The following is a 22167-nucleotide window of genomic DNA, read 5'->3' as shown; positions in this document are numbered from 1 at the left end:
TGTACGCAACACAAGTAAGGAGAGGTTCGTTATGTCACCAACTATCGAGCGGAAACACACCCGGAACGCGCTCATTCTGGGGTTCCTGATCAGTCTGGGCCTGTGGATCGCACCGCAGGAATCCAAGGCCGAATATGCCGATGTCGTGATCAACAACTATGCCGATGCGGCCGGCATGCGCCCCGCCGTGTTCCCGCACTGGTTCCATCGCATCCGCTTCCGCTGCAAGGTCTGCCACGCCGACCTGGGATTCCAGTTCAAGGCGGGCGGCAACCAGATCACCATGGCGAAGATCATCGAAGGCCAGTTCTGCGGCGCCTGCCATAACGGCGAGATTGCATGGTCGGTGGAAAACTGCGCCATGTGCCACTCCGGCATTCCCGGCACACCTACGCACTTCCACGGCAGCACGCTCCAGCGTCTGATCGCGCCCGCGTACAAGCCGCTGGATCCCAAGGAAACCGCCGGTGTGAAGTACGAGAATAAATAGAAGCGAGTGGGGGGAGAGCCATGAACATCATAGCGATTCTGAATGCACGGGGGCTGCCGATCCTGCTGGCGGGGGCCGTAGTACTGGGCGGCATGCCGCTGCTTGTCGCCACCGAGGCCGAGGCCGCCGCTCCCGCTCCGGCCGTGTCCGATGCCAACATTTTCAACCGCAATCTCAAGGCCGGGGTGGATCCGAACCTGCCGCCGTGGGAGGACGGCATCCACGATCCCGAGAACGAGGCGACGCACGCCCTGCAGCCGCCGAAGGAGGCCTACGTCGGCCTGCCGAAGAGCAGCTACGGCAACCACGTGGACTGGGTCAAGGCGCTCGACGACGGGATGATCAAGCCGCGCTGGGACCGCATCAACTCCAACGAGGATCCCTTCGTGATGGACCTCGACATCGTGCGCCCGGTGAAGGCCTCGATGCCGGACGTGGTGTTCCCGCACCGCCAGCACACCGAGTGGCTGTTCTGCTCGAACTGTCACCCGGCCATTTTCGTGCCGCAGAAGGGCGCCAACCAGATCAACATGTCGGCCATCCTGCTCGGGCAGAAGTGCGGCGTGTGCCACGGCAAGGTGTCTTTCCCGATCACGACCGCCTCGTGCAAGAAGTGCCACTCCAAGCCGAAACCCGAGGGCTGGACGCCACCACTGAGCGATGCAACCGTCAAGAACCCGTGGAAGTGATCAGAGGTAGTATCTGATTGCCCGCGCATCTATGGTGTAAGGGATATATGCGTTCACGTACCGGGGGCTGGCTGGCGTCGGCCGTGGCGCTGCTGTTGTTGTCCGCCTGCGCTGGCGCGCCGCCGCAACAGGCAGGCGGGTCCGGCGAGGACGTCGCCGTGCCTTCGACGCCGCAGGCCGCGGCAGCGCGAGCCGAGCCGCCGGTGGCGGTTCCGGAAGATAACGCGGCGATGCGGTCCGAGGTCGCGACCGATAGTGGGGAGGGAGGGACCGGTGCGCCTGTACGGGCACCGGTATCTTCTGCGCCCGCGCCGGCCGCACATGCCCAGCATGCGCCCGCGCCGGCGGTGGAAATACCCGCCTCGCCTTTCGTCTTCGCGGTCACGGCGGCAGAGAAGGACACCACGCATCCCTTTTACGGTCTTGGCAGCAAGCACGGCTTCCTCGTCAACGGGGTGCAGGGCAAGCCGCTCGTCCTGGTGCGCGGCAAGACCTACACCTTCAAGGTGGATACCGGGGTTCAGCACGACTTCTATTTCTCCCTTTCCAGCGCGGGCTGGGGCAGCACGGCATATACCGACGGCGTGGAGGGGCAGTTCATCTACAAGGGCGTCGCCACTTTCACGCCGGGCGCGGAAACGCCGGACGTGGTGTACTACGCATGCCGTAACCACAAGAGCATGGGCGGGGCCATCTACGTGGTCGATCCGGGGCATGAAAACACCCCGCTGGCGGAGCTTGAGGCGCGTGTGAAATCTGCCGCCGCCGTTTCCGGCGGGGGCGCCGCACCGGCGCGCACGCAGACCACTGTCAGCAAGCAGCAGGTCGAGCAGAAGATCCAGTTCGCCGACATGTTCATCAACCAGTCGGATTCCGCCAGACGCATCAAGGACAGCGGCAATACCGCGGCGCTCGCCCTCTACGAATCCGCGCGCGGTCAGTTCGCCGCCGCGCGGCAGGCGTACGATCGCAGCGCATACGGCGAATCGGTCGGCCTGGTGGATGACGCCCTGCGCATCATGAGCGACGCCGCGCGTGCGATCCCGAAGGAGGCGCAGATGGAGGGGCAGCGCCAGCGCTTCGACGAGCTGCTGCGCGGTACGCGGGATTACGAGGCCTCCTACCAGCGCAACTTCGAGCATGTCACGGCGAAGAAGGGCAAGGGCAACATCCAGGCCATCGACCTCGACCAGATCCACCAGGCCATGGATCAGGCCCAGACGCTGGCGAATGACGGCCAGTATCCGCAGGCGATCGGCATCCTGACCGAGGCCCAGAACACGCTCACCACGGCGTTGACGCACCTGCTCGACGACGAGTCCATTACCTACGAGCTCGTCTTCGAGACGCCCAAGGACGAGTACGAGCACGAGCTGTCGCGGTATCTCAGCTACGAGGAGCTGGTCCCGCTCGCCATCGAGCAGAAGCAGCCGCCCAAGGAGACCGTGGACATGATGAATCAGTTCGTGAACCGCGCGAAGGAGATCAGGAAACTGTCCGAGCCCGAGGCTGCCAAGGGCAATTATCAGGAGGCCATCCTGATGCTGCAGGGCGCGACGGATCATGTCCAGCGCGCACTGCGGGTGATCGGGGTCCGGTGAGCGGGCCGCGTTTCGGCCGGGAGCTGCGCAGATGACCACAGCCGCATCCCATCGTATCCTGGCCCTGCTCGCGGCATGCGCGGCGCTTCTGCTCGCCGCACCCGCCGTGACGGCGCAGGACGGTGCTGCCGCCGCCGCCTTTCCGGCCGGACAGGACGCGCCCTACTGGATCCGCGGCAATCATTTCCAGCTGACCGGCGAGGTGGTCCCGGTGGCGGAGGACGGCATCCACGATCCCGCGGTGGCCTCGGTGCAGGTACTGCAGCAGCCCTTCGAGGCCATGGCCAATTTCCCGCGCGACGGCCAGGGCGTCATCGACTGGGTCAAGACCCTGGAGACCGGCCTGATCGATCCGCGCAAGTCGCTCGACGGCACCGGCGAGATGTTCCCGGTCGACTTCGACATCATCTTCAAGAACACCCAGTCGATGCCCTACGTGCGCTTCCCGCACCGCCAGCATACCGAATGGCTGACCTGCGCCAACTGTCATCCGCTGATCTTCATCCCCCAGAAAGGCGCCAACCCGGTGTCGATGTCGTCGATCATCCAGGGGGAATACTGCGGCGTCTGCCACGGCAAGGTGGCATTCCCTCCCACGATGAACTGCGGCCGATGCCATTCCGTAGCCAAAGACGCCACCTTGCTGCGCTGATCCTCGCCGGCGCCGCGCTCGGGCTGAACGCCTGCGCGCTGCCCGGCCGGGATGCGCCGCCGCCCGCGAACGCCGCCGTGTCCGCGCCCGACGCCGGAATTCCGGCCGCGGAGGCGTCGTCAGCGGGAGGCACATCCGAACGCGTGCTCGTATGGAGGGAGATCGACGGCGGCGTCCTCAGCGACAGCATGCTGACCGGCCCCGACTTTGTGCGCTTCATGCGGCCGGTGGCGGTCGCTGCGCGCGACCCGCTGGTCTACATCGTGGACGCCGGCCTCAGCCGCGTGTTCAGCTACGACACCGCGCTCGACCGCCTCCGCGTGGTGATGGAGCTGAAGGGTGTTGCGCGAGGCGAGGTGTCCGATATCTTCGTCGCGCCCGATCTCTCGTTCTACCTCGCCGACACCGATGGCGGCCGTGTGCTGCACTTCGATCGCGAGGGCAGGCTGATCAAGACCCTGCAGGATCCGGTCAACATCGGGCGACCGGTGGCGGTCGCGGTCAACGACCAGACCGGCTACATCTTCGTCGCCGACGGGTTCAACGACGACGTACTGGTGTACAACCCCGCCGGGCTGCTTACCGGCGCCATCGGCATCCGCGGCAGCGGCGCGGGCCAGTTCCGCGGCATCATGGCGCTCGCTCAGGGGCCCGACGGCTACTATGTCGCGACGCGCTACGGCGCCGCGCGTGTGCAGGTCATGGGATTCGACGGCAGCTATCTCTCCTCGTTCCAGCCGGACACCGTCACCTTCCCGACTGCGATCGCCGTGCGCGCCGACAACCACGCCTACGTCAGCGACTACCTCAGCGACGACATCAAGGTGTTCGCGGACGGCAGACTGGTGCATACCCTCGGCGGCCACGGCGGCGCGCCCGGCCTCTTCCGCCGCATCACCGACCTGTGGCTGGACGGGAATCTCCTCTACGTCGCCGACAGCCTGAACGGGCGCATCCAGATCCTGTCACTGACGTCGGAGGCACTGGCGCCGGCCGGGAATCCCTGATGGGACGCCGGTTGCGCGCGTTTTCGATCGTCGGCCTGCTCGCCCTCTGCGCGGGTTGCGCCTCCACGCCTTCGGTCATGAGTATCGAGAACACCGCCGCGCCGGAGGGCGAGGTGTGGCCGCCGGCGCCGGACGTGGCGCGCTACCGCCTGGTCGGGCAGCTTACCGGCGAGGCCAATTTCAGCAGGGATGACGCGGCGCAGGGCCTGGGCCGGCGCATGCTCGGCTGGCTGGCCGGCATGGTTACCGGCCGGGAGGTCCCGCGCGTGATGCAGCGTCCCCAGAGCGGTTTCACCGACGCCGAGGGGCGCGTCTATGTCACCGACGTGAGCCGCGCCGCGGTCTATGTATTCGACGCGCCGGCGGGCCGCATGCGGGTATGGCAGCAGGCCGACCAGCGCGCCCGCTTCGACACCCCGGTCGGGATCGCCCCGGGACGCGCCGGCGAGATCCTGGTGGCGGACGCCGAACTCAGGCGGATCGTGCGCCTCGACGCGGACGGACGCCCGCTCGGCGCTTTCGGCCAGGGTGAGCTGCTGCGGCCGGTGGGCCTGGCGCGTGACGCCGCGGGCGGACGCGTCTTCGTCGCGGACGCGCAGGCGGATACGGTGGTGATCTTCAATGACGCCGGCGAGCGCATCGGCGCCATCGGCCGGCGCGGCGAGGGACCGGGCGAGTTCAACTCGCCGACCTATCTGAGCTACGCCGGCGGACAGCTGCTGGTCGCGGACACGCTCAACGCGCGCATCCAGATCTTTGACGCCGCGGGGGAATACGTCGCACAGTTCGGTCGCCGCGGCCTCTACGTCGGCGATTTCACGCGCCCGAAAGGCGTCGCCGCCGACAGTGACGGCAACATCTATGTGGTGGAATCGTATTACGATTATCTGCTAGTATTCAACGGTCGAGGCGAACTGCTGTTACCCATCGGAGGGACGGGCAGCGGGAACGGCGAGTTCTTTCTGCCTGCCGGCATCTGGATCGATGACCGCAACCAGGTCTATGTAGCCGATGCATTCAACGGCCGCATCATGGTATTTCAATACTTGGGTGGGACATGAGGCGTCAGTGGCCTAGTATTTCAGCGGCGGTCGTCGCGATATTGTGGCTGGCGTCGGGTCCGCTCGAGGCAGCCAAGATCTCCGACGTCAGCAATACCAAGCACAATTTTTCGGCCACCGTGTCACCCGCCGGAGTGGAACGCACGGCGTCCGCCACCAGCGAATCGCAGATCTGCGCCTTCTGCCACACGCCGCATGGGGCAACAGATTTCACTGAGGCGCCGAAGGCACCATTATGGAACCGCCGTCTGTCGCAGGCGACCTACATCCCCTACGACTCCACCTCGCTCGACGCCACCGACCTCGACCAGCCGGGCGGAAAGTCGAAGCTGTGCCTGTCCTGCCATGACGGCACCATCGCGCTCGGCACCGTCAACGTGCTGAACCGCACCGACCACCTGAGCCAGCCGATCTCCTTCCAGGGCACCAGCAACTCGCCCGCCGGCAGCATACCGGAAGGGCTTGGCTCCACCACCGGTTTCACGCGCCGGCTCGGCGTCGACCTGACCAACGACCATCCGATCTCGTTCACCTACGACAGCGCCCAGGCGGCGCGCGACGGCGAGCTGTACAATCCGACCGTCCCCCACCAGCGCGTCTACGAGCGTACGCGCATCAGCGCTCCGGAACCGCCGCAGCCGGCGATGCCGCAGGGCAATTACCTGCCGCTGGAGCGCGACGCGCTCGGCGCCGGCCCGAAGGTCGAGTGCATCAGCTGCCACGACCCGCACATCCGCTCGGACGTGCCCGGCGAGAACATCAAGTTCCTGCGCGCCAACCGCCTGCAGAGCGCCACCCCCGTCGAGACGCAGTTCGACGGCAACCGCGACATCATCTGCCTCGCCTGCCATGACAAGGCCGGCTGGATCGGTTCCGCGCACGCCCACCCCGCCGTCGCCGATGAACGCTACGCCGATGCCGCCGCGGACCTGCGCGAATTCCCGCGCGACACGCGCGTCTGGCAGGCGGCCTGCCTCAACTGCCACGACCCGCACACCGTGCAGGGTGCGCGCCGCATCCTGCGCGAGGGCACCGATGGACCGTTGCTGAGCGACCCCGTCACCGGCGCCCAGTACAGGCAGGGCGGCAATCCCGGCATCGAGTACGTGTGCTACTCCTGCCACGGCGATCCCGCCAACGGCCTGCCGACCCCGCAGACCCTGCAGGGCCAGATCAACCCGAGCAACAACACCGCCTTCGAGGTGCCGGACATCGAGACCGACTTCACCACCATGCTGCGCCACATGCCGATCTCGAGCGCGGACCAGATCGCCGGCGAGGAGGTGCACAGCATCGGCACCGGTGATCCGGCCACGCAGGGCGGCGGTGAGCTCGGCCAGGACTTCATCGAGTCGCGCGAGCTCCTCGGCCTCGGCACCGGCACCTTCAACCGCCACGCCGAATGCACCGACTGCCACAATCCCCACCGCGTCGCGAAGACCCGCCTGTTCAACGATGACAACACCGTGCCGGCCGAGGCCGGCACGCACCGCCACGAGGCCGGCGTGCCGCCCAGCAATCTCGCCTCCGGCGTGCTGCGCGGCATCTGGGGCGTGGAGCCGGTCTACAGCAACACCGCCTTCCTGTCGGAGCCGGTCACGTTCGAGGTCAAGCGCGGCGACCCCGGCACCGGCGGCAGCACCGACGTCAGCGCGCCGTACCTGACGCGGGAATACCAGCTGTGCCTGAAATGCCACAGCAACTACGCCTATGGCAGCACGCCGCCGCCGCTCGGCTATACCACGGGCCTGACCCCGGCGGGCACCAACTCGCTGTTCACCTATACCAACCAGGCGATGGAATACCAGTCGCCGGTCGACCACATGGGTGAGGGCACCCCCGCAACCCCGACCGGCGCCTACGATACCGGCGCGGCGTGCACCAGCACCACGCTGGACGGCAACGGCACGCCGCTGGTGATCACCGGGCGGCTCGACCCGCAGGGCAACTGCAGCGACTACGTCAACGACAATCACCGCTCCTGGCACCCCGTCATGCGCGAGACCGGCCGCACGCCCGCCGTGCGCAACGCCGACGCCAACGACTGGCGCGCGCCGTTCAACGCCGCGGTCGGCACCCAGACGATGTACTGCACCGACTGCCACGGCTCGCGCACCGACGGCAACACCGTGGTGCCGGTCAACGGCGAAAACGGCTATCCGTGGGGACCGCACGGCTCCAACGAGAACTTCCTGCTCAAGGGCCGCTGGACCGACCAGACCGGTGAAAACACCGTCAACTTCGCCAACGAGGCGGACCCGAACAACGACCTGTGCTTCCGCTGCCACGATCCCAAGCAGTACGCGCGCACGGCGATCTCGCCCGACCCGCAGGTGCTGCCGAGCGGTTTCCGCCGCCAGGTCGGCGGCGGCGGCTGCCTGCAGTTCATGGGGCTCAACCTGCATGTCGGCCACGCCTCGGTGGTGAACAACTTCCGCTGCACCTACTGCCACGTGGCGATCCCGCACGGCTGGAAGAACAAGGTCTTTCTCGCCAATCTGAACGACGTCGGCCTGGAGGCCGCGCTCCCGGCCGGCACCCAGGTGCGCTATTCCGGCTTCGCGCCGTCCGGCACCGGGCGCTATTACCAGGGTCCGTACTACAACGGCGCCGCGCTCAAGGTGCGCAAGTTCGCACGCAGCGGCGAGTGGCTGGACGTCAACTGCGGCTCGGCCGGCCCCCCCGGCAACGGCGTGTCCGGCGTCACCTGGATGAACAACAGCGGCGAGGCCTGCGTGAACATGCCATGATGAAGCGCCTGCGCCAACTCGCCTCGCTGCGCCTGACGCTGGTCGGGATGGGGCTGCTCGGCCTCGGCGCGGCCCTGTCCTATGACAACCCGGTGGGGACGCCGGTGTGGGTGCTGGTCGTCCCGCTCGCCCTGCTCTCCGTCAACCTGTTCGCCGCGATACTCAGCAATCCGCACATCAACCGTCGCGGCGGCCTGCTGCTGTTCCACGTCGGCCTGCTGCTCATCGTCGTCCTCGCCGCCGTCGGGCGCCTCACGCGCATGGACGGCCGCATCGAGCTGACCGAGGGCAGCGCCTTTGCGGCCGAGGATCTGACCGAGGTCCAGCGTGGCCCGTGGCACACCGGCGCGCTCGATCGCGTGGAGTTCGTGCAGGGTCCCTATACGGTCGACTATACCGCCGGCATGGCGCGCGGCCCGACGCGCAGCACGGTGCTTATCCCCGACGGGCAGGGCGGCTGGGAGCAGCGCGTGGTCGGCGACGACAGGCCGCTGGTGCTGGAGAGTTACCGTCTCTACACCACCTTCAACAAGGGCTTCGCGCCGATCCTGACCTGGATCCCCGACCAGGGCGCGCCGGTGACCGGCTCGGTGCACATGCCGGCGTATCCGCTGTTCGAGCACCGGCAGGCAAACCGCTGGACGCCGTCCGGCGCGCAGGAGATCCGTTTCTGGCTGCAGCTTGAGACCGGCATGGATCCGCAGGCCGACTGGAGGCTCGATCCGGTGAATACGACCGGCGTCCTGGTGGTGCGCGCGGGCGAGCGCCGCGTCGAGCTCCGGCCGGGCGAGGCGCAGCGCCTCAACGGCGGCGTGGTGCGCTACGAGCGCCTGTCGAGCTGGATGGGCTACAAGCTGTTTTACGATCCGACGCTGCACTGGCTGTTCATCGCCTCGATGATTGCCGTGCTCGGACTCTCCGCGCACTTCTGGCGCAAGTTCGGCGCGGTGCAGGCCTATTCCGTGGCGCAGGAGGCCGCGAAGGGCAAGGCGCCGGATGATATGGGAGGCAAGGCTGCATGAACGAGAACGGGCTCGTTGCGGAACTGCCCTGGCTGTACGCCGGCCTGGCCGCCTATGCGCTGGCCACCCTGCTCAGCTTCACCGCGCTCGCTCGCGCGGGCGTGGCGTCCGCCATCAGCCGGACATACGAGCCCTATGTGCTCGGTCTGTCCGCCGCCGGCGTGATCCTGCTCGCCGTCGCGCTCGCCGAGCGCTGGCTGCGCATCGGCCACGGCCCGTTCGTGAACCTGTTCGAGCTGCTGATCAGCCAGCTGTTCAGCCTCGGCCTGGTGTACACCGTGGTGTACTGGCGTCTGCCGATATTGCGCACCACCGCGGTGGTGGTGTTCCCGGCGATCTGGGTGCTCGGGGTATGGGTCCTGCTGCTGGACCCGGCCGGCGCGCCCTATCCGCCGACCTACCACAACAAGTGGCTGTGGGCCCACGTCGGTTTCGGCAAGTTCTTCCTCGCCTTCTGCCTGGTCGGCAGCGGCCTCGCCGGCATCATCCTGCTGCGCGGCGTGCGCGCGCTGGCGCCGCTGTTCCGCCACATGCCGGCGGACAGCGTGCTCGATACGGTCGCCTGGCGCTTCATGCTGCTGGCGCTGGTGTTCGACAGCCTGATGCTGATCGCCGGCGCGGTGTGGGCGCAGGACGCCTGGGGCCGCTTCTGGGCGTGGGACGCGCTCGAGACCTCCGCCTTCCTCAACTGGCTGCTGCTCGGCGCGTCCATCCACGCGCGCAACACCTTCCGCATCCCGCTGCGCGTGACCTCCGCGCTCATCATCGCGATATTCGTGTTCGCCTTCATGACCTATTTCGGCACGCCGTTCTACAGCGAGGCGGCGCACAAGGGCGTGATATGAGGCGCCACAGCCACGAATCCGCCGTCGCCTCCCTCTCGCTTGTACTGGTGGGCGTGCTCGCGTGCGTGCTCGTCATGATGGCGGCGCAGCCGGACCTGATGCGCCTCAGCGCCTCCGCTTCCGCCGCGAGCGGCTGGATAGACTTCGGGGCGCGGGCCCGGCAGGCGGCCCTGCGCGACCCCCGCCTCGCCGAGATCGACCTGCGTTTCCAGCAGGGGGTGGTCATGCTGCACGCGAAGCGCTACGACGAGGCGGTCACCGCCTTCCACCAGGTGCTCAAGCTGTCCCCGCGCCTGGTCGACGCGCAGGTGAACATGGGCTACGCACTGCTCGGCCTGGGTCGCGACGAAGCCGCGCGCGATTTCTTCCAGGGCGCGATCGACCTCAGGCCCTACCAGGGCAACGCCTACTGGGGACTGGCGACGGCGCTGGAGAACTTGGGCGACATCCCGGGTGCGCTCGGTGCGATGCGCACCTACATCCACCTCGCCCCGGCGGACGATCCCTATGTGCGGCGCGCGCGCGCGGCGTTGTGGGAGTGGGACACGCGGCTCGCGCGCGGCCCGCTGCCCGAGGCCGAGGCCGAATGGATGCTCCGGCGCGGCGAGGAATGGGACGCGCGCAACCGCCCGGATGCCGATGCTCCGGCGCGGGACGAGCGCCAGCGCATCCCGGTGCGGGACATGAATTGAAACCCCTGAAGGGGGTGAGGTCTCGGCGCTCCGGCGGTTGAATTGACGAGATTGTCCGCGACGAACCGTTACACCGTTGCCCGGTATGTCTATCCTTGGGTCTTTCTTAGGTTGACTGTCATGAAAATGATGCGTGTGTTCCTGATTGCGGCCGCATTGCTGTCGGGGTCCTCCGGGGTTCCGGCGCAGGACCACGGCAGCAAGGCGGGGATCAACCACAAGGTGATCACCACGCCGCAGCCGACCGCGGCCCCGGCCGGCAAGGTCGAGGTGATCGAATTCCTGTGGTACGACTGCCAGACCTGTTACGTCATGCAGCCGCTGCTGGAGCGCTGGCTGGCCGAAAACCGCGACCGCGTGGCGTACAGTCGCGTCCCGGCTGTGACCGGGGACAATATGGTCTATTTTGCCCGCGTGTTCTACGCCGCGAATGCCCTCGGGGTGCTGGACCAGGCCACCCCGGCGCTGTTCGCCGCCATCCACCGCTATGCCCGCCCGCTCGACAGCGATGACAGGCTGGTCGAGTTCTTCGGCGACCTCGGCGTGGAACGCGCGCGCTTCCTCAGCGTGTTCCGCAACAGCGCCACCATGGCCAGGGTACGCGAGGCGCAGGTGATGAACCGGCGCTATGACGTGCAGGGCGCGCCGACACTCGTCGTCAACGGCAAGTACCGCGTCGATCCCACCATGGTGGCGAGCCCCGAGGCGATGATCGAGGAAGTGAATTTACTCGTCGAGCGGGAGTTGAAGGGCGGTAAGTAAACCCGGGGACAGATTTAAAATCTGTCCCCTTGCCTGGTGACGTTAAAGTCTGTCCCCGTTCTCGATGTCAGCGAGGTACAGCGCCGGGAATTCCTTGCGCAGGGCGCGCACCTTGGGCGCGTCGTGCATCACGATGTAGGGATCGTCGGGGTGACGCTCGGCGTAGTCCTGGTGATGCGGCTCGGCGACGTAATAGGCCTCGAGCGGCGTCACCTGGGTCACGATCCGGCGCGGGAAGGCCTCGACGGCGTGGAGCTGATCGATGTAGGCCCGTGCGACGCGCTGCTGGTCCGCGCTGGTATAGAAGATGGCGGAACGGTACTGCGTGCCGCGATCCGGTCCCTGCCGGTTGAGCTGTGTCGGATCATGGGCCACCGAGAAATAGATCTGCAGCAGCGAGCCGAAGCTCACCTGCGCGGGATCGAAGGTGATCTCGACCGCCTCGGCATGTTCCGTGCGGCCCGAGCTGACCATGCGGTAGGTGGCGGTCTCCGCCGTGCCGCCCGAATAGCCCGCGCTGACGTCGATCACGCCCTTGACGTGCCGGTACACCGACTGCATCCCCCAGAAGCAGCCGCCGGCGAGCACGGCGGTCTCCCGGCCGGGTGACGTCGCGGGGATGTCGACGACGGGCGCCGGCAGCGGCGCGGCCTGCGCGCAGGCGAGCAGGGCGGCCATGGGTAGCGATGCCAGGAAAGGTATCAGTCTGTTCAGCGCGGCATGTGTCATGGTGGTGGCTCCTGTCTTTATGGGGACAGATTTGAAATCTGTCCCCGATCGAAGTTCAGCGCCACCGAGTTGATGCAGTAGCGCAGTCCGGTCGGCTTCGGGCCGTCGTCGAAAACATGGCCCAGATGCGCGTCGCAGCGCCGGCACGAGACGGCGGTACGGAGCATGCCGAAGCTGCGGTCGGCCGACTCGACGATGTTCTGCGCCGCAACCGGCTCCCAGAAACTCGGCCAGCCGGTGCGCGAATCGAACTTGGTCGCCGAGGAGAACAGCGCGGTATCGCAGCAGATGCAGCGGTAGATCCCCTTGTCGTGCAGCTTCGTATATGCCCCGCTGTATGCGCGCTCGGTGCCGTCGTGGCGCGTGACCTCGTAGGCGAGCTTCGACAACTGCCTGCGCCATTCGGAATCGCTCTTCACTACCTTCCCGACGCGCTCCTGCGCCAGCGCCTGGCCGGCGGCGGAGACCGGGACGATCCACACCCAGGCATCATCACCGTCGTGTGCCTCCCTGTCCGCGGCGAGCAGGCCGCGCGGCCGGTAGCCGGCCACCGCGGCCAGTGCAACGCCGACGGCCGCGAGCAGCACGCGGCGGCGGGTGCAGGTGCGTGCGGTGGTGGTACGTTCAACAGGTGTGTGCGGCATGATCAACTCCCGTGGCTCAGCCGAAGGTGAAGGCGTAGGCACGTACGCCCGGGTCGAGGAACTCGATCTCGAAGGTGCGGTCGCCGATCTCGTCCCTGGTCTGCCGTACGAGCTGGTACAGGCGGTGCTCGCTGACGGCGCCGGCGCCCTGCGCGTCGATATCGACGCCGTGGTCCGCGCCCGGGGCCTGCCCGTCCAGCGTCACGCGGAAGCGCACCGGGCGGCCTGCGTCGCCCGGTCCGAGCACCAGGTGCAGGTCGCGCGCGTGGAAGCGGTAGACGATGCGTCCGGACGGCGCGAGCAGCGTCGCGGCCTGGGCGCCGACCTGCCATTCCCCCGCGAGGCCCCAGTCGTTGCGTTCGAGCGGGTCCGTGGTGGCGTAGATCCTGGGCTGATTCTTCGTAATCCCGCCCGCCGAGGCGAACTGCCGGGCGCGGGAGAATCCGATATAGGTCTCGGGCGAGCGTCCGGCGCGCTTGCCTGCGGCGGCCTCGGCCCCGGTTGCCTCGGGCTGCACGAAGGGCGCCGGCCTGAGCCTGCCGTCGCGCTCGGCGAGCAGCGTCTGGATCACGGCCTCGGACTCCATGTAGTCGCCCTCGCCGAAGTGCTGATGGCGCAGCTGCCCCGTCGCGTCGAAGAAATAGTGCGCCGGCCAGTAGCGGTTGTTGAAGGAGCGCCACACGGCATAATCGTTGTCCAGCGCGACCGGGTAGGCGATGCCGAGGTCGCGCAGCGCCTTCTTCACATTTCCGAGGTCCTTCTCGAAGGCGAACTCCGGCGTGTGCACGCCGATGACGACGAAGCCGCGGTCCTGGTACTTGTCGGCCCAGGCGCGCACGTAGGGCAGCGTGCGCAGGCAGTTGATGCAGGAGTAGGTCCAGAAATCGACCAGCACCACCTTGTCCCGCAGCGCGGCCGCGTCCAGCGGCGCCGAATTGAGCCAGGTGGTCGCGCCGGTGAAGTTGAGCAGCGGGTTCAGTCCGTCCTCCCGCTCGGCCACGGGCCTGGTGTCGGAGGCCGGTCCGCTGGCCACGCCGGACTCCGGAGCCGCGCCGCCGCCAGGAGAGTGGAAGCGATCGAGCAGCCATTGCTCGAGCTGCGTGGTGCTGGCGAGCGATACCTCGGTAAGGATGCCGCGGTCGGCGCCCAGTCCGATTGCCGCCACCCCGGCGAGCACCGCGACGCCGAGCGCGCGCCGGATCCACGCCTCCGCGCCGAGGGCGCGCTTCATGGCCTGGAACGCGCGCCCGCCCGCGAGCAGGGCGACCGCAAGCGAGGTCGCGGCGCCGGCGGCATAGGCGAGCAGCAGCAGGCTGGTCTGCACATTGGCGCCCTGCAGCGCGGCGCCTGTCAGAACGAGACCGAGGATCGGCCCGGCGCACGGCGCCCACAGCAGTCCGGTGGCGATGCCGAGCACGAAGGAGCGCGAAGCGCCGGAACCGGTGCCGGCGGATTCCGACAGTCGGCCGCCGAGGCGCACCAGCGGCCGCGTCAGGCGTTCCGCGAGTCCGTCCCACAGCAGCGTCAGGCCGAGCACGGCCAGCACGACGAGCGCCGCGAGGCGCCCGTACTGATTCGCCTGCACGGCCCAGTTGCCACCCACCGTCGCGATTGTGGCGACGCCCGCGAAGGTGATGCCCATGCCGGCCAGCAGGGGCAGCCCGCTGGTCCGGAACGGCTCGCCCGCGCGCGCGAACACGAAGGGCAGCACGGGCAGGATGCAGGGACTCGCGATGGTGATCAGGCCGCCAAGGTAGGAAAGAATGAGGAAGGTCATCCGGGTATGCTCCTGAATTGCCGCGCCAATCGTTGAACTACAGGTTAGTCGCGGCGGGACGGCGTACCTTACATTGGAACACAAACCGCCGCGCCGGGTTCCGTCTCATGGCGATCGGTGCAGTCGAAGGATCCCGTATCAATTGACGGTCATTTGGTGTGCGGGTTTTTCACTGATAGATGCGCCCGTCATGCCTGATCCAGCCGTCCTGGTGGCTGCCGTCGGGATCGTGGTGCGTCCAGTGGATAACGCCGCCCTTCTGGTTCCACTCGTATTCGCCATGGAAGGCAACCCGGTCGCCTTGCCCGAGATCGTCGATGCGGGGCGCGAGATCGATATTGTGCGCAATCAGCAGGCTCTGCCCGGAATCGAGCCGGAGGATGAAACGCTGGTGCCGGCTGCCGTCGGCATCGTCCGGCAGGATCCTGGTGACCGTGCCCTGTCCCTCGACCTGGATATTGCTGCGGCGGTATTCGAAGGCGCGCGCGATGGAGTTACCGTCGTGCGCTGCGGACGTGACATCGGTGGTGGCGGACGGCGGCGCTGACGGATCATTGCGCGACAGGCCGTAAACAGCGGCGGCTGCGATTGCGACAATCAGGATGAGCTTTTTCATCGTCGAGGGATGATCTATTGCCGTTTGACCGGCCTGAAAACTTGCGGCGACCAATCATCCGGGGATGAATCGTCCACAGGGCGCCGGTCGCGCGCACCGCTGATCGCACGCGCTACGAGCTTCCGGATCTCGGTTTCGTCAACAGCGCTGGAGGGCTGATAGCACAGGTGCTGCACGGCCCGCACCGCCGCGCGCAGCTCCTGATCCGCTCCATAATGGCGTTCCCACTCTCGCAAGCCCTGTTCCAGGGTGCGCGCACCTCCCAGTGCGGCGAGCAGTTTCTGCTTCAAAGGATGTCCCGCTGAGTCGGGCCCGGAGGCTGTTTCTCCCCGTCGAAGGCGGCGGCCCTCCGGTCGTCTCCACCACAGGCCGAGGGTGATCAGCCAGGCGAGAAGAAATATGGCGGCGGCGGACTGCCAGACGGTCAGCGCGGCGATTCCATTGCCCGCAGCGCTTGGCACGGGTGCGGGCGTTTCGGGTATTGAAACGGTGGTCTCTGGTGCGGGTGATTCCCCCGCCGCGACCTGCAGCGCCTGTCCCGGCAGCACGGCGAGCTCCACCGTGCCGCGTTCTGCGTCGTAATAAGGAAGCTCAAGCGCCGGCGCGGTGAAGGCGCCCGCGGTGAGCGGCATGAGGTAACCACTATAGACTGCGATGCTGTCGACGCCGCCGTCCGCCCGGGTCTCCAGCCGGCGTTCCGGCGGGTCGAAGTAGAGCTTGAAATCTCCCGGCGCGGGCGCGAATGGCAGTTGCTCCGGCAGTGTGTTGAGTCCGGCGGCGGCCTGCAGCGTAATCTGCCAGGGCACGATGCGTCCGGCGACCGCAGTTTCGAATGCGGTTTGCGCGAGAAGCGGCCGCGCGGCGAGTGTCCCGGCCGGAACATCCGCCGGGAGTGGCCGCACCGTGAGCCTCTGCACCTCCGCGGGCAGGCGCCACTTTTTCCCCGCGCGGGTCTCGATCCACAGCGCGGGCAGATGGAAGGTGACCGGCGCATCCGACTGCGGGCTCACGGCCCACGCGCTGCGCGTCACGCTGTATTCCAGGCCGCCGACATCCTCGCTGCGCTCCGCGACCGGCAGGGCATGCGCCTCGATCTGCAGCGGTTCGGTCTCGAGCCCGGCACCGAACTCGGCCGTCTTCAGGCTGGTGCGGTAATACAGGTCGAGATAGAGCTGGGTCTGTTCACCGACGTACAGGGTGCGCCGGGTGATGCCGCTGCGTGTGAACACCTCAGGCCCGGCGTCGGCGGGCAGCGGGAGCACCTTCAGGGCGATCGGCTGCGTGCTCAGGCCGTCCACGGTGAACGCGGGGATGATCAGGTTTCCGCTGCGCCGCGGAAACAGTTCAACCGTCAGCTCCGAGGTCGAGCGCCGCTCGGCGCGTGCGATGTTGAAGCGGAAGTCGCTGCGCGGCACGCCGAGTTCGAACAGACCGGTCAGCAGGGTGAGGTCGATGTTGGGTGCCACGCCCTCGGCGCGCAGGCGGGTGTCGCTATCGGCGAGCGACAGCGTGAACACGACGTGCTCATTCTGGTACAGCTCCCTGCGGTCGACTGCGGCCGTGAAGCTGCCGCCCGCGGCGTGGCCCTCGGGTGCGGCGAGCAGGGTGCACAGCATCAGCAGCGCGAGTCTCACCATGCCTGTTCCTCCGCCACCAGCGGGTGCCCGGTATCCTGCACCAGGAAGCGATGGCGCAGGATCTCGTCCGGACGGTCGCGCAGGTCGGCGAGGTCGCCGAGGCTGCGTGTCAGCCGTGCGTCCGGCGACATCGACGCGTCTCCCGCCACCCGTTTGCCGCTGCCGGCTGTCGGCGATGCGGCGTTGTTGCCGCGTGCGGCGGCATTCCGGTTTGTCGCATCGGGGGCGCTGGTGATGCGCTCCGCGGAATCGCTCCGGCGCGCCGTCCCCGACGCGGGCGCGTGCGGCGGCTTCGTACCGGCGCGCCTGACGAGGTTCAGGTTGAGTTGCGCGCGCGGGTGGTTCGGCCGCAGTTGCAGGGAGTGTGCGAGCGCGCGTTCCGCCTCGGCGTAACGGCCCAGGCGGGCGAGCGTGGTGCCCTGGTTATACAGCGCGATCGCGCGCTCCTCGTCGTCGCCGGCCTGCTCGACCGCGGCGGCGAAGGCGGCAAGCGCCGGTACCCACTGCTGCTGCCGGTAATGGGCGGCGCCGCGCCCGAGCCAGCCGGCGTAATTGTCGAGCGCCTGATAGCGTGTCGCGGCCGCGGCGTTCTCGCCTCGCATCAAGGCGTCGTAGGCGGCCTGCTCCTGCCACGGCGCGGCGTGCCCGGCCTGCGGCGCCAGGCTGCCGGCGACGAGGAGCAGGCACAGCGGGGCTGTTGCGGCGCGGGGGCGGCGCACGCCACTCCACACGAGCAGCGCGAACGCGGCGGCAAGCAGCCAGGGGTGCAGCGGATAGCCCGTGTGCGGTCGGGGCGGCGGCAGGGAACTGCGGCGCAGGGATTCGAGGCCGGGAAGGAGTTCGTCCCAGTCGCGGTCGTCGGCGCGCGCGTCGGCATAGACACCGCCGCTGCGCCGCGCGACTTCGGCGAGCAGCGTGCGGTCCAGGCGCGAGACCACGAGGCCGTCGGCCGTGCGCAGGAAGCCGCTCGCGCCGGGGACGGGCGCGCCGGCCGCGCTGCCGATGCCGAGCGCGTAGACCGGGATGCCGCGCGCCTTCAACCGGTCCGCCGCGGCGAGTGTGCCGGCACGGTCGGCGGTCTCGCCGTCGCTCAGCAGCACCACCGCCCGCCCGCGCGTACGCTCGTCGCCGAGCGCCTGCCCGGCGTACTCCAGTGCCTGCGCCAGGTTGCTGCCATGGCGGCGGGTGAGTTCGGGGGCCAGCGCCCCGGCGTAGTAATCGAGCAGCGTGAGGTCGTGCGTCAGAGGCAGGATGCGGTAGGCATAGGCCGAGTAGACGACCAGCGCGGCGCGGTCGTCGCCGAGGCGGCCGACGAGGTCGTGCAGCTCCAGCGCGGCACGCCTGAGCCGCGTGGGTTCGGCATCATCCGCCGCCATCGAGGGCGAGATATCGATAACCACCGCGAGGTCCATGCCGATGCGACGCGCAGTCTCGCCCGCCTGCGGCAGGTAGGGGCCGCTCGCGGCGATGACGATCAGCAGCCAGACCAGACGGATGAGATTGGATCCGGCCGCATGCGCGGAACCGATGAGCAGCCACTGCAGCAGGTGCGGGTCGGCGAAGTTCCGGTAACGACCGGGATCCTTTTTCATCATTCCCGCGAAAGCGGGAAGCCAGCGGTTTTCCATGACCGCATCAGCAGCGCTTCCGGAGGCCCGTCTTCGCTGGAATGACAGAAAATGCTTCAGCCTCTTCCAGGGATGGGAGTCCGTCCCTGCCAGCCACGGCAGCGGCAGGAGCAGCAGCCACCACGGTGCACGCAGCGCGATGGGCAGCCAGTCGTTCACGCGGGGACCCCCTCGCGGCGCCGGCGCTGCTCGGCGAGCAGCAGGATGATGAGCGCGGCCGCGGCCGGCAGCCAGTACCATTCGTGGACGGCGGCGCGGCGCGCGGCGGGTATGCGCGCCTGCTCCAGGCGTTCGATCTCGGCCAGCACGCCGGACAGGGTTTCCGCGTCGGCGGCCTCGAAATAGGCGCCGCCGGTCGCCGCGGCGAGGCGCTGCAGCTGGGCCTCGTCGGGCGGGAGTTCGGCGCTCATCGGCGCCTCCACCGGGCTGCCGGGGAAGGCGACCTTGCCCGCACGGCCGAAGCCGACCGTGTAGAGGCGAACGCCCGAAGCGCGCGCGATCACCGCCGCGGCGTCGGGAGTGATCAGTCCCCCGGTGGCGCTGCCGTCGGTGAGCAGCACCAGCACGCGCACGGGATCGTCGACGGCCTGCAGGCGTTTCACCCCCAGCGCGATGGCGTCGCCGAGCGCGGTCTTCTCGCCGGCCAGGCTGTTGTCGATCTCGGCGACCAGCTCGCGCGCGAGCGCGAGGTCGGCGGTGAGCGGGAGCAGGGTCATGGCGTCGTCGGCGAACACCACGGCGCCGACGCGCACGCCGTGCGCCAGCGCGAGGAACTCCCGCAGCGCGCGCTTGAGTGCGTCGAGGCGGCTGGCCGGGCGGCCGTCGATGACATAGTCGAGCGCGCGCATCGAGCCTGACACATCAATGGCGAACATCACGTTGTGACCGGGTTCGAGTCCGGGCGCACGCGCGTCGAGCCACTGCGGCCGCGCCAGCGCGAGCAGCAGCAGCGTGCAGGAAATCAGCCAGAACCAGGGCGCCCGGAGCAGGCGCGTGCTTCTGCCCTGCAGCTCGGCGAGCAGTTCCGCCTGTGGATGCAGCAGCGCACCGGCCCGGTTCGGGGCGCGGCGCCGGGTGAGCCACCATGCGAGCGGTGCCAGCGGGAGCAGCAGCAGCCAGAGCGGCGCGGCGAATTCAAACATCGCGCACCGCTCCTCCGGGTTCATGCGTGCTGAGCCAGTGCCGTGCGCGCGTGAATGTCTCGGGCGTCAGTGTCTGTGCCGGCGCCGGGGCGTAGCGCAGTTCGTGCAGCAGCGCCAGCGTATTCCGCCAAAGCTCCGTGTCGAGGCCGGTGGGCGGCGCGGCGGGATGGAGCTGAGGCAGGCCGAGGCCGAGACGCAGCAGTGTGGCCAGCCGGTAGGCGGCCGCGTGCGCATCGAGCGCGCCTGATGCCCATTCCTGTTGCAACTGCTCCAGTCGCCCCAGGGCCTCGCGGGCGCTGTCGTCGCCGCTTGCCGGCGCGACGGCGGCAGAATGTGTCTGTCTCCTCGTTGCCGTACGAAACAGGATTGCTCCGGCCACGACCAGCAGCGCCGCCGCTAGCGTGATCAGCGGCCACCAGTCCGGCGGCGCGGGCAGTTCGATGTCGGCGAGCGTCGCGAGGGTGTCGGCCGGGTTCACAGCAGCGGTTCCAGTTGCGGCAGCAGGTCGTGCCGGCTGCTGACGGTGTGCAGCGGGACGTGGTGGCGTGCGCAGGCGTCGCGCAGCGCGGCCTCGCGCGCCGCCATGCGTTCGCGGTAACGCCGGCGCAACGCGGGATCGGACGTGTCGATCAGCGCCGGCGGCCCCCCCGCCGGCGCGGCGAGGCGCACCAGGCCGGCCGCGGGCAGCTCCTGTTCCGCGGTGTCGACGATGCGGATCGCGACTGCCTGGATCCGGTCCGCCGGCGGCAGGTAGTCGGCGAGCGTGGCCTGGCCGTCTGCGACGTCGGCAAAATCGCCGATCAGGTAGATCAGCGCGCCCGCGGCGGACTGGCGCACGGCGGCGGACCGCATCGCTTCGCGCGGTGACGCCGGCGCATGGCCGGCGGCGACCGCCGCTGGCGGCGGCGCGGCGGCGGCATGCTGCAGCAGGGGCAGCACGCCTTCCGGGGTGTGCGCAGGCGCATGATGGCGGACGTCTTCCCCGAACACGAGGCCGGCGACGGGTTCTCTTTCCGCCAGCGCGGTGAAGGCAAGCAGCGCGGCGACGCGGGCGGCGGTGGCCGCCTTGAGTTCGCGCCGGGTGCCGAACATCATGCCGGGGCGGCGGTCGATGAACAGGAACAGGCGGCGTGAGTGCTCCTCGACGAAGACCCTGGTGGTCGGCCGGCCGCTGCGCGCGGTGGCGCGCCAGTCCATGCTGCGGATGTCGTCGCCCGCCTGGTACGGGCGCACGTCATACAGCTCCATGCCCTGGCCGCGCGCGAGCGCCTGGTGCCTGCCCGGGCCGGGCGCCTGGCGGGCGCGCCCGCTGCGGCTGCGGTATTGCAGCGCGAGCTGCTGCAGACGCTCCAGCTCCGCCGGTGCCAGCAGCGGAGCGGCCGGAACGGGTTGCTTCAGGGGACCGGCACGCATGCAACGATACGCTCGATCACCCCGTCCGCCGAGACGCCGGCGGCGCGCGCGGCAAAGCTGATGCCGATGCGGTGATTGAGCACATCGGGCGCGAGCTGGAGGATGTCGTCGGGCTCGACGAAGTCACGTCCGGCGAGCAGGGCCTGTGCGCGCGCGGTGTGCGCCAGCGCGAGCGAGGCGCGCGGCGAGGCGCCGCGCGTCAGCCAGTCCGCCAGCTCCGCGTCCCAGCGCGCCGGTTCGCGCGTCGCACCGACCAGCGCGACGATGTAGCGTTCAAGCATTTCGTCGAGATAGACGGCGTTGACGGTGCGGCGCAGTTCCAGCACCTCGGCCGCCGCCAGCGCGGGATCCGCCGGAGCCGCCTGCGCCGATCCGGCCATCCGTCCGCGTTCGAGATGCAGGATCCTCAGCTCGTCTTCGGCGGAGGGATAACCGAGGCGCACCTTCATCTGGAAGCGGTCGAGCTGGGCCTCCGGCAGCGGATAGGTGCCTTCCTGCTCGATCGGGTTCTGCGTCGCGATCACCATGAAGATCCCGGGCAGCGCGCGCGTCGTCCCGCCTACGGTCACCTGGCGTTCCTGCATCGCCTCGAGCAGGGCGGACTGCACCTTGGGCGGCGCGCGGTTGATCTCGTCGGCGAGGATGATCTCGTTGAAGACCGGGCCGGGGATGAACTGGAACTGGCCGTCCTGCGGCAGGAAGATGTCGCTGCCGGTGATGTCGCCGGGGATCATGTCGGGCGTGAACTGGATGCGCTGGAAGCCCAGCGCCATGCCGCCGGCGAGCGCACGCACGGCGGTGGTCTTGGCAAGCCCGGGCAGTCCTTCGAGCAGCACGTGCCCGCCGGTCAGCACGGCGATGAGCAGGCGGTCGATCAGGCGCGCCTGGCCGATGACACTGTGCTGGAGACGGGCACGGAACTGTGCGATGCCTTTCATAATATTTACACCGATGGAGTGCGTTGTCCTGGCAGGGCGCGGCGGCGGCCGCGAAACCACAATACTATACCA

The 22167-nt window shown here is 68.6% G+C and carries 21 protein-coding genes; 11 read left to right on the top strand and 10 right to left on the bottom strand.

Going from position 1 to position 22167, the window contains the following annotated elements; genetic code table 11:
• The first annotated feature begins 31 nt into the window (after positions 1–31).
• From IPK65_01035 to IPK65_00985, 11 genes are all read left to right on the top strand, one after another.
• Positions 32–490: a hypothetical protein gene (locus IPK65_01035; GenBank protein ID MBK8161769.1), complete on the top strand. Its 459-nt coding sequence runs from the start codon at positions 32–34 to the stop codon at positions 488–490.
• Between the two features lie 20 nt (positions 491–510).
• Positions 511–1179 carry a cytochrome c, class I gene (locus IPK65_01030; protein ID MBK8161768.1) on the top strand — a complete coding sequence of 223 codons (669 nt, stop codon included), beginning with the start codon at positions 511–513 and terminating at the stop codon, positions 1177–1179.
• Positions 1180–1226: 47 nt separating this feature from the next.
• The gene (locus IPK65_01025; GenBank protein ID MBK8161767.1) at positions 1227–2780 is read left to right on the top strand and encodes a hypothetical protein; all 1554 of its coding nucleotides are present in this window, start codon (positions 1227–1229) and stop codon (positions 2778–2780) included.
• Between the two features lie 31 nt (positions 2781–2811).
• The gene (locus tag IPK65_01020; protein MBK8161766.1) at positions 2812–3432 is read left to right on the top strand and encodes a cytochrome c3 family protein; all 621 of its coding nucleotides are present in this window, start codon (positions 2812–2814) and stop codon (positions 3430–3432) included.
• A complete protein-coding gene (locus IPK65_01015) occupies positions 3393–4439 on the top strand; it encodes a hypothetical protein (GenBank protein MBK8161765.1) in 1047 nt (348 codons plus the stop codon). Before IPK65_01020 ends, IPK65_01015 begins: the two co-directional genes overlap by 40 nt.
• Positions 4436–5500: a 6-bladed beta-propeller gene (locus tag IPK65_01010; GenBank protein MBK8161764.1), complete on the top strand. Its 1065-nt coding sequence runs from the start codon at positions 4436–4438 to the stop codon at positions 5498–5500. The genes IPK65_01015 and IPK65_01010 overlap by 4 nt, the downstream gene beginning before the upstream one ends.
• Entirely contained in the window at positions 5497–8250 is a 2754-nt protein-coding gene (locus tag IPK65_01005) for a hypothetical protein (GenBank protein MBK8161763.1), read from the top strand. Before IPK65_01010 ends, IPK65_01005 begins: the two co-directional genes overlap by 4 nt.
• A complete protein-coding gene (locus IPK65_01000) occupies positions 8247–9272 on the top strand; it encodes a hypothetical protein (protein MBK8161762.1) in 1026 nt (341 codons plus the stop codon). The genes IPK65_01005 and IPK65_01000 overlap by 4 nt, the downstream gene beginning before the upstream one ends.
• The gene (gene ccsA, locus IPK65_00995; protein MBK8161761.1) at positions 9269–10117 is read left to right on the top strand and encodes a cytochrome c biogenesis protein CcsA; all 849 of its coding nucleotides are present in this window, start codon (positions 9269–9271) and stop codon (positions 10115–10117) included. Before IPK65_01000 ends, ccsA begins: the two co-directional genes overlap by 4 nt.
• The gene (locus tag IPK65_00990) at positions 10114–10809 is read left to right on the top strand and encodes a tetratricopeptide repeat protein (protein ID MBK8161760.1); all 696 of its coding nucleotides are present in this window, start codon (positions 10114–10116) and stop codon (positions 10807–10809) included. The genes ccsA and IPK65_00990 overlap by 4 nt, the downstream gene beginning before the upstream one ends.
• 120 nt (positions 10810–10929) lie before the next feature.
• A complete protein-coding gene (locus IPK65_00985) occupies positions 10930–11571 on the top strand; it encodes a thiol:disulfide interchange protein DsbA/DsbL (GenBank protein ID MBK8161759.1) in 642 nt (213 codons plus the stop codon).
• 42 nt (positions 11572–11613) lie between these two features.
• Here the strand turns inward: IPK65_00985 and msrA are convergent, their stop codons facing one another.
• From msrA to IPK65_00935, 10 genes are all read right to left on the bottom strand, one after another.
• A complete protein-coding gene (gene msrA / locus IPK65_00980; protein MBK8161758.1) occupies positions 11614–12300 on the bottom strand; it encodes a peptide-methionine (S)-S-oxide reductase MsrA in 687 nt (228 codons plus the stop codon).
• Between the two features lie 17 nt (positions 12301–12317).
• On the bottom strand, positions 12318–12944 hold the full coding sequence (gene msrB / locus IPK65_00975) for a peptide-methionine (R)-S-oxide reductase MsrB (protein MBK8161757.1): 627 nt from the start codon (positions 12942–12944) through the stop codon (positions 12318–12320).
• Positions 12945–12960: 16 nt separating this feature from the next.
• Positions 12961–14721 (bottom strand): cytochrome c biogenesis protein DipZ, encoded by a 1761-nt coding sequence (locus tag IPK65_00970; protein ID MBK8161756.1) that lies wholly within the window; start codon positions 14719–14721, stop codon positions 12961–12963.
• A gap of 169 nt (positions 14722–14890) precedes the next feature.
• Complete coding sequence (locus IPK65_00965) at positions 14891–15337, bottom strand: DUF3465 domain-containing protein (GenBank protein ID MBK8161755.1); 447 nt, start codon at positions 15335–15337, stop codon at positions 14891–14893.
• Positions 15338–15351: 14 nt separating this feature from the next.
• On the bottom strand, positions 15352–16974 hold the full coding sequence (locus IPK65_00960; protein ID MBK8161754.1) for a BatD family protein: 1623 nt from the start codon (positions 16972–16974) through the stop codon (positions 15352–15354).
• The gene (locus IPK65_00955) at positions 16968–18761 is read right to left on the bottom strand and encodes a VWA domain-containing protein (protein MBK8161753.1); all 1794 of its coding nucleotides are present in this window, start codon (positions 18759–18761) and stop codon (positions 16968–16970) included. The genes IPK65_00960 and IPK65_00955 overlap by 7 nt, the downstream gene beginning before the upstream one ends.
• A complete protein-coding gene (locus IPK65_00950) occupies positions 18758–19744 on the bottom strand; it encodes a VWA domain-containing protein (protein MBK8161752.1) in 987 nt (328 codons plus the stop codon). The genes IPK65_00955 and IPK65_00950 overlap by 4 nt, the downstream gene beginning before the upstream one ends.
• The gene (locus IPK65_00945) at positions 19737–20222 is read right to left on the bottom strand and encodes a DUF4381 family protein (protein MBK8161751.1); all 486 of its coding nucleotides are present in this window, start codon (positions 20220–20222) and stop codon (positions 19737–19739) included. Before IPK65_00945 ends, IPK65_00950 begins: the two co-directional genes overlap by 8 nt.
• Positions 20219–21157, bottom strand: a complete 939-nt coding sequence (locus IPK65_00940) for a DUF58 domain-containing protein (protein MBK8161750.1) — start codon at positions 21155–21157, stop codon at positions 20219–20221. The genes IPK65_00945 and IPK65_00940 overlap by 4 nt, the downstream gene beginning before the upstream one ends.
• On the bottom strand, positions 21139–22095 hold the full coding sequence (locus IPK65_00935; GenBank protein MBK8161749.1) for a MoxR family ATPase: 957 nt from the start codon (positions 22093–22095) through the stop codon (positions 21139–21141). Before IPK65_00935 ends, IPK65_00940 begins: the two co-directional genes overlap by 19 nt.
• Positions 22096–22167 lie beyond the last annotated feature (72 nt).

The sequence above is a fragment of the Gammaproteobacteria bacterium genome (assembly GCA_016712635.1).
In the GTDB taxonomy this organism is placed as follows: domain Bacteria; phylum Pseudomonadota; class Gammaproteobacteria; order SZUA-140; family SZUA-140; genus JADJWH01.
Note: the sequence above shows the minus strand (reverse complement) of the source record. Positions and strands in the feature narration are given on the sequence as shown.

What these genes read in the sequence shown, in the direction of transcription:
- IPK65_01035 (MBK8161769.1), top strand. Translation starts at nt 32, where the DNA reads ATGTCACCAACTATCGAGCGGAAACACACCCGGAACGCGCTCATTCTG.
- IPK65_01030 (MBK8161768.1), top strand. Translation starts at nt 511, where the DNA reads ATGAACATCATAGCGATTCTGAATGCACGGGGGCTGCCGATCCTGCTG.
- IPK65_01025 (MBK8161767.1), top strand. Translation starts at nt 1,227, where the DNA reads ATGCGTTCACGTACCGGGGGCTGGCTGGCGTCGGCCGTGGCGCTGCTG.
- IPK65_01020 (MBK8161766.1), top strand. Translation starts at nt 2,812, where the DNA reads ATGACCACAGCCGCATCCCATCGTATCCTGGCCCTGCTCGCGGCATGC.
- IPK65_01015 (MBK8161765.1), top strand. Translation starts at nt 3,393, where the DNA reads ATGCCATTCCGTAGCCAAAGACGCCACCTTGCTGCGCTGATCCTCGCC.
- IPK65_01005 (MBK8161763.1), top strand. Translation starts at nt 5,497, where the DNA reads ATGAGGCGTCAGTGGCCTAGTATTTCAGCGGCGGTCGTCGCGATATTG.
- IPK65_01000 (MBK8161762.1), top strand. Translation starts at nt 8,247, where the DNA reads ATGATGAAGCGCCTGCGCCAACTCGCCTCGCTGCGCCTGACGCTGGTC.
- ccsA (MBK8161761.1), top strand. Translation starts at nt 9,269, where the DNA reads ATGAACGAGAACGGGCTCGTTGCGGAACTGCCCTGGCTGTACGCCGGC.
- IPK65_00990 (MBK8161760.1), top strand. Translation starts at nt 10,114, where the DNA reads ATGAGGCGCCACAGCCACGAATCCGCCGTCGCCTCCCTCTCGCTTGTA.
- IPK65_00985 (MBK8161759.1), top strand. Translation starts at nt 10,930, where the DNA reads ATGAAAATGATGCGTGTGTTCCTGATTGCGGCCGCATTGCTGTCGGGG.
- msrA (MBK8161758.1), bottom strand. Translation starts at nt 12,300, where the DNA reads ATGACACATGCCGCGCTGAACAGACTGATACCTTTCCTGGCATCGCTA.
- msrB (MBK8161757.1), bottom strand. Translation starts at nt 12,944, where the DNA reads ATGCCGCACACACCTGTTGAACGTACCACCACCGCACGCACCTGCACC.
- IPK65_00970 (MBK8161756.1), bottom strand. Translation starts at nt 14,721, where the DNA reads ATGACCTTCCTCATTCTTTCCTACCTTGGCGGCCTGATCACCATCGCG.
- IPK65_00965 (MBK8161755.1), bottom strand. Translation starts at nt 15,337, where the DNA reads ATGAAAAAGCTCATCCTGATTGTCGCAATCGCAGCCGCCGCTGTTTAC.
- IPK65_00960 (MBK8161754.1), bottom strand. Translation starts at nt 16,974, where the DNA reads ATGGTGAGACTCGCGCTGCTGATGCTGTGCACCCTGCTCGCCGCACCC.
- IPK65_00950 (MBK8161752.1), bottom strand. Translation starts at nt 19,744, where the DNA reads ATGTTTGAATTCGCCGCGCCGCTCTGGCTGCTGCTGCTCCCGCTGGCA.
- IPK65_00940 (MBK8161750.1), bottom strand. Translation starts at nt 21,157, where the DNA reads ATGCGTGCCGGTCCCCTGAAGCAACCCGTTCCGGCCGCTCCGCTGCTG.
- IPK65_00935 (MBK8161749.1), bottom strand. Translation starts at nt 22,095, where the DNA reads ATGAAAGGCATCGCACAGTTCCGTGCCCGTCTCCAGCACAGTGTCATC.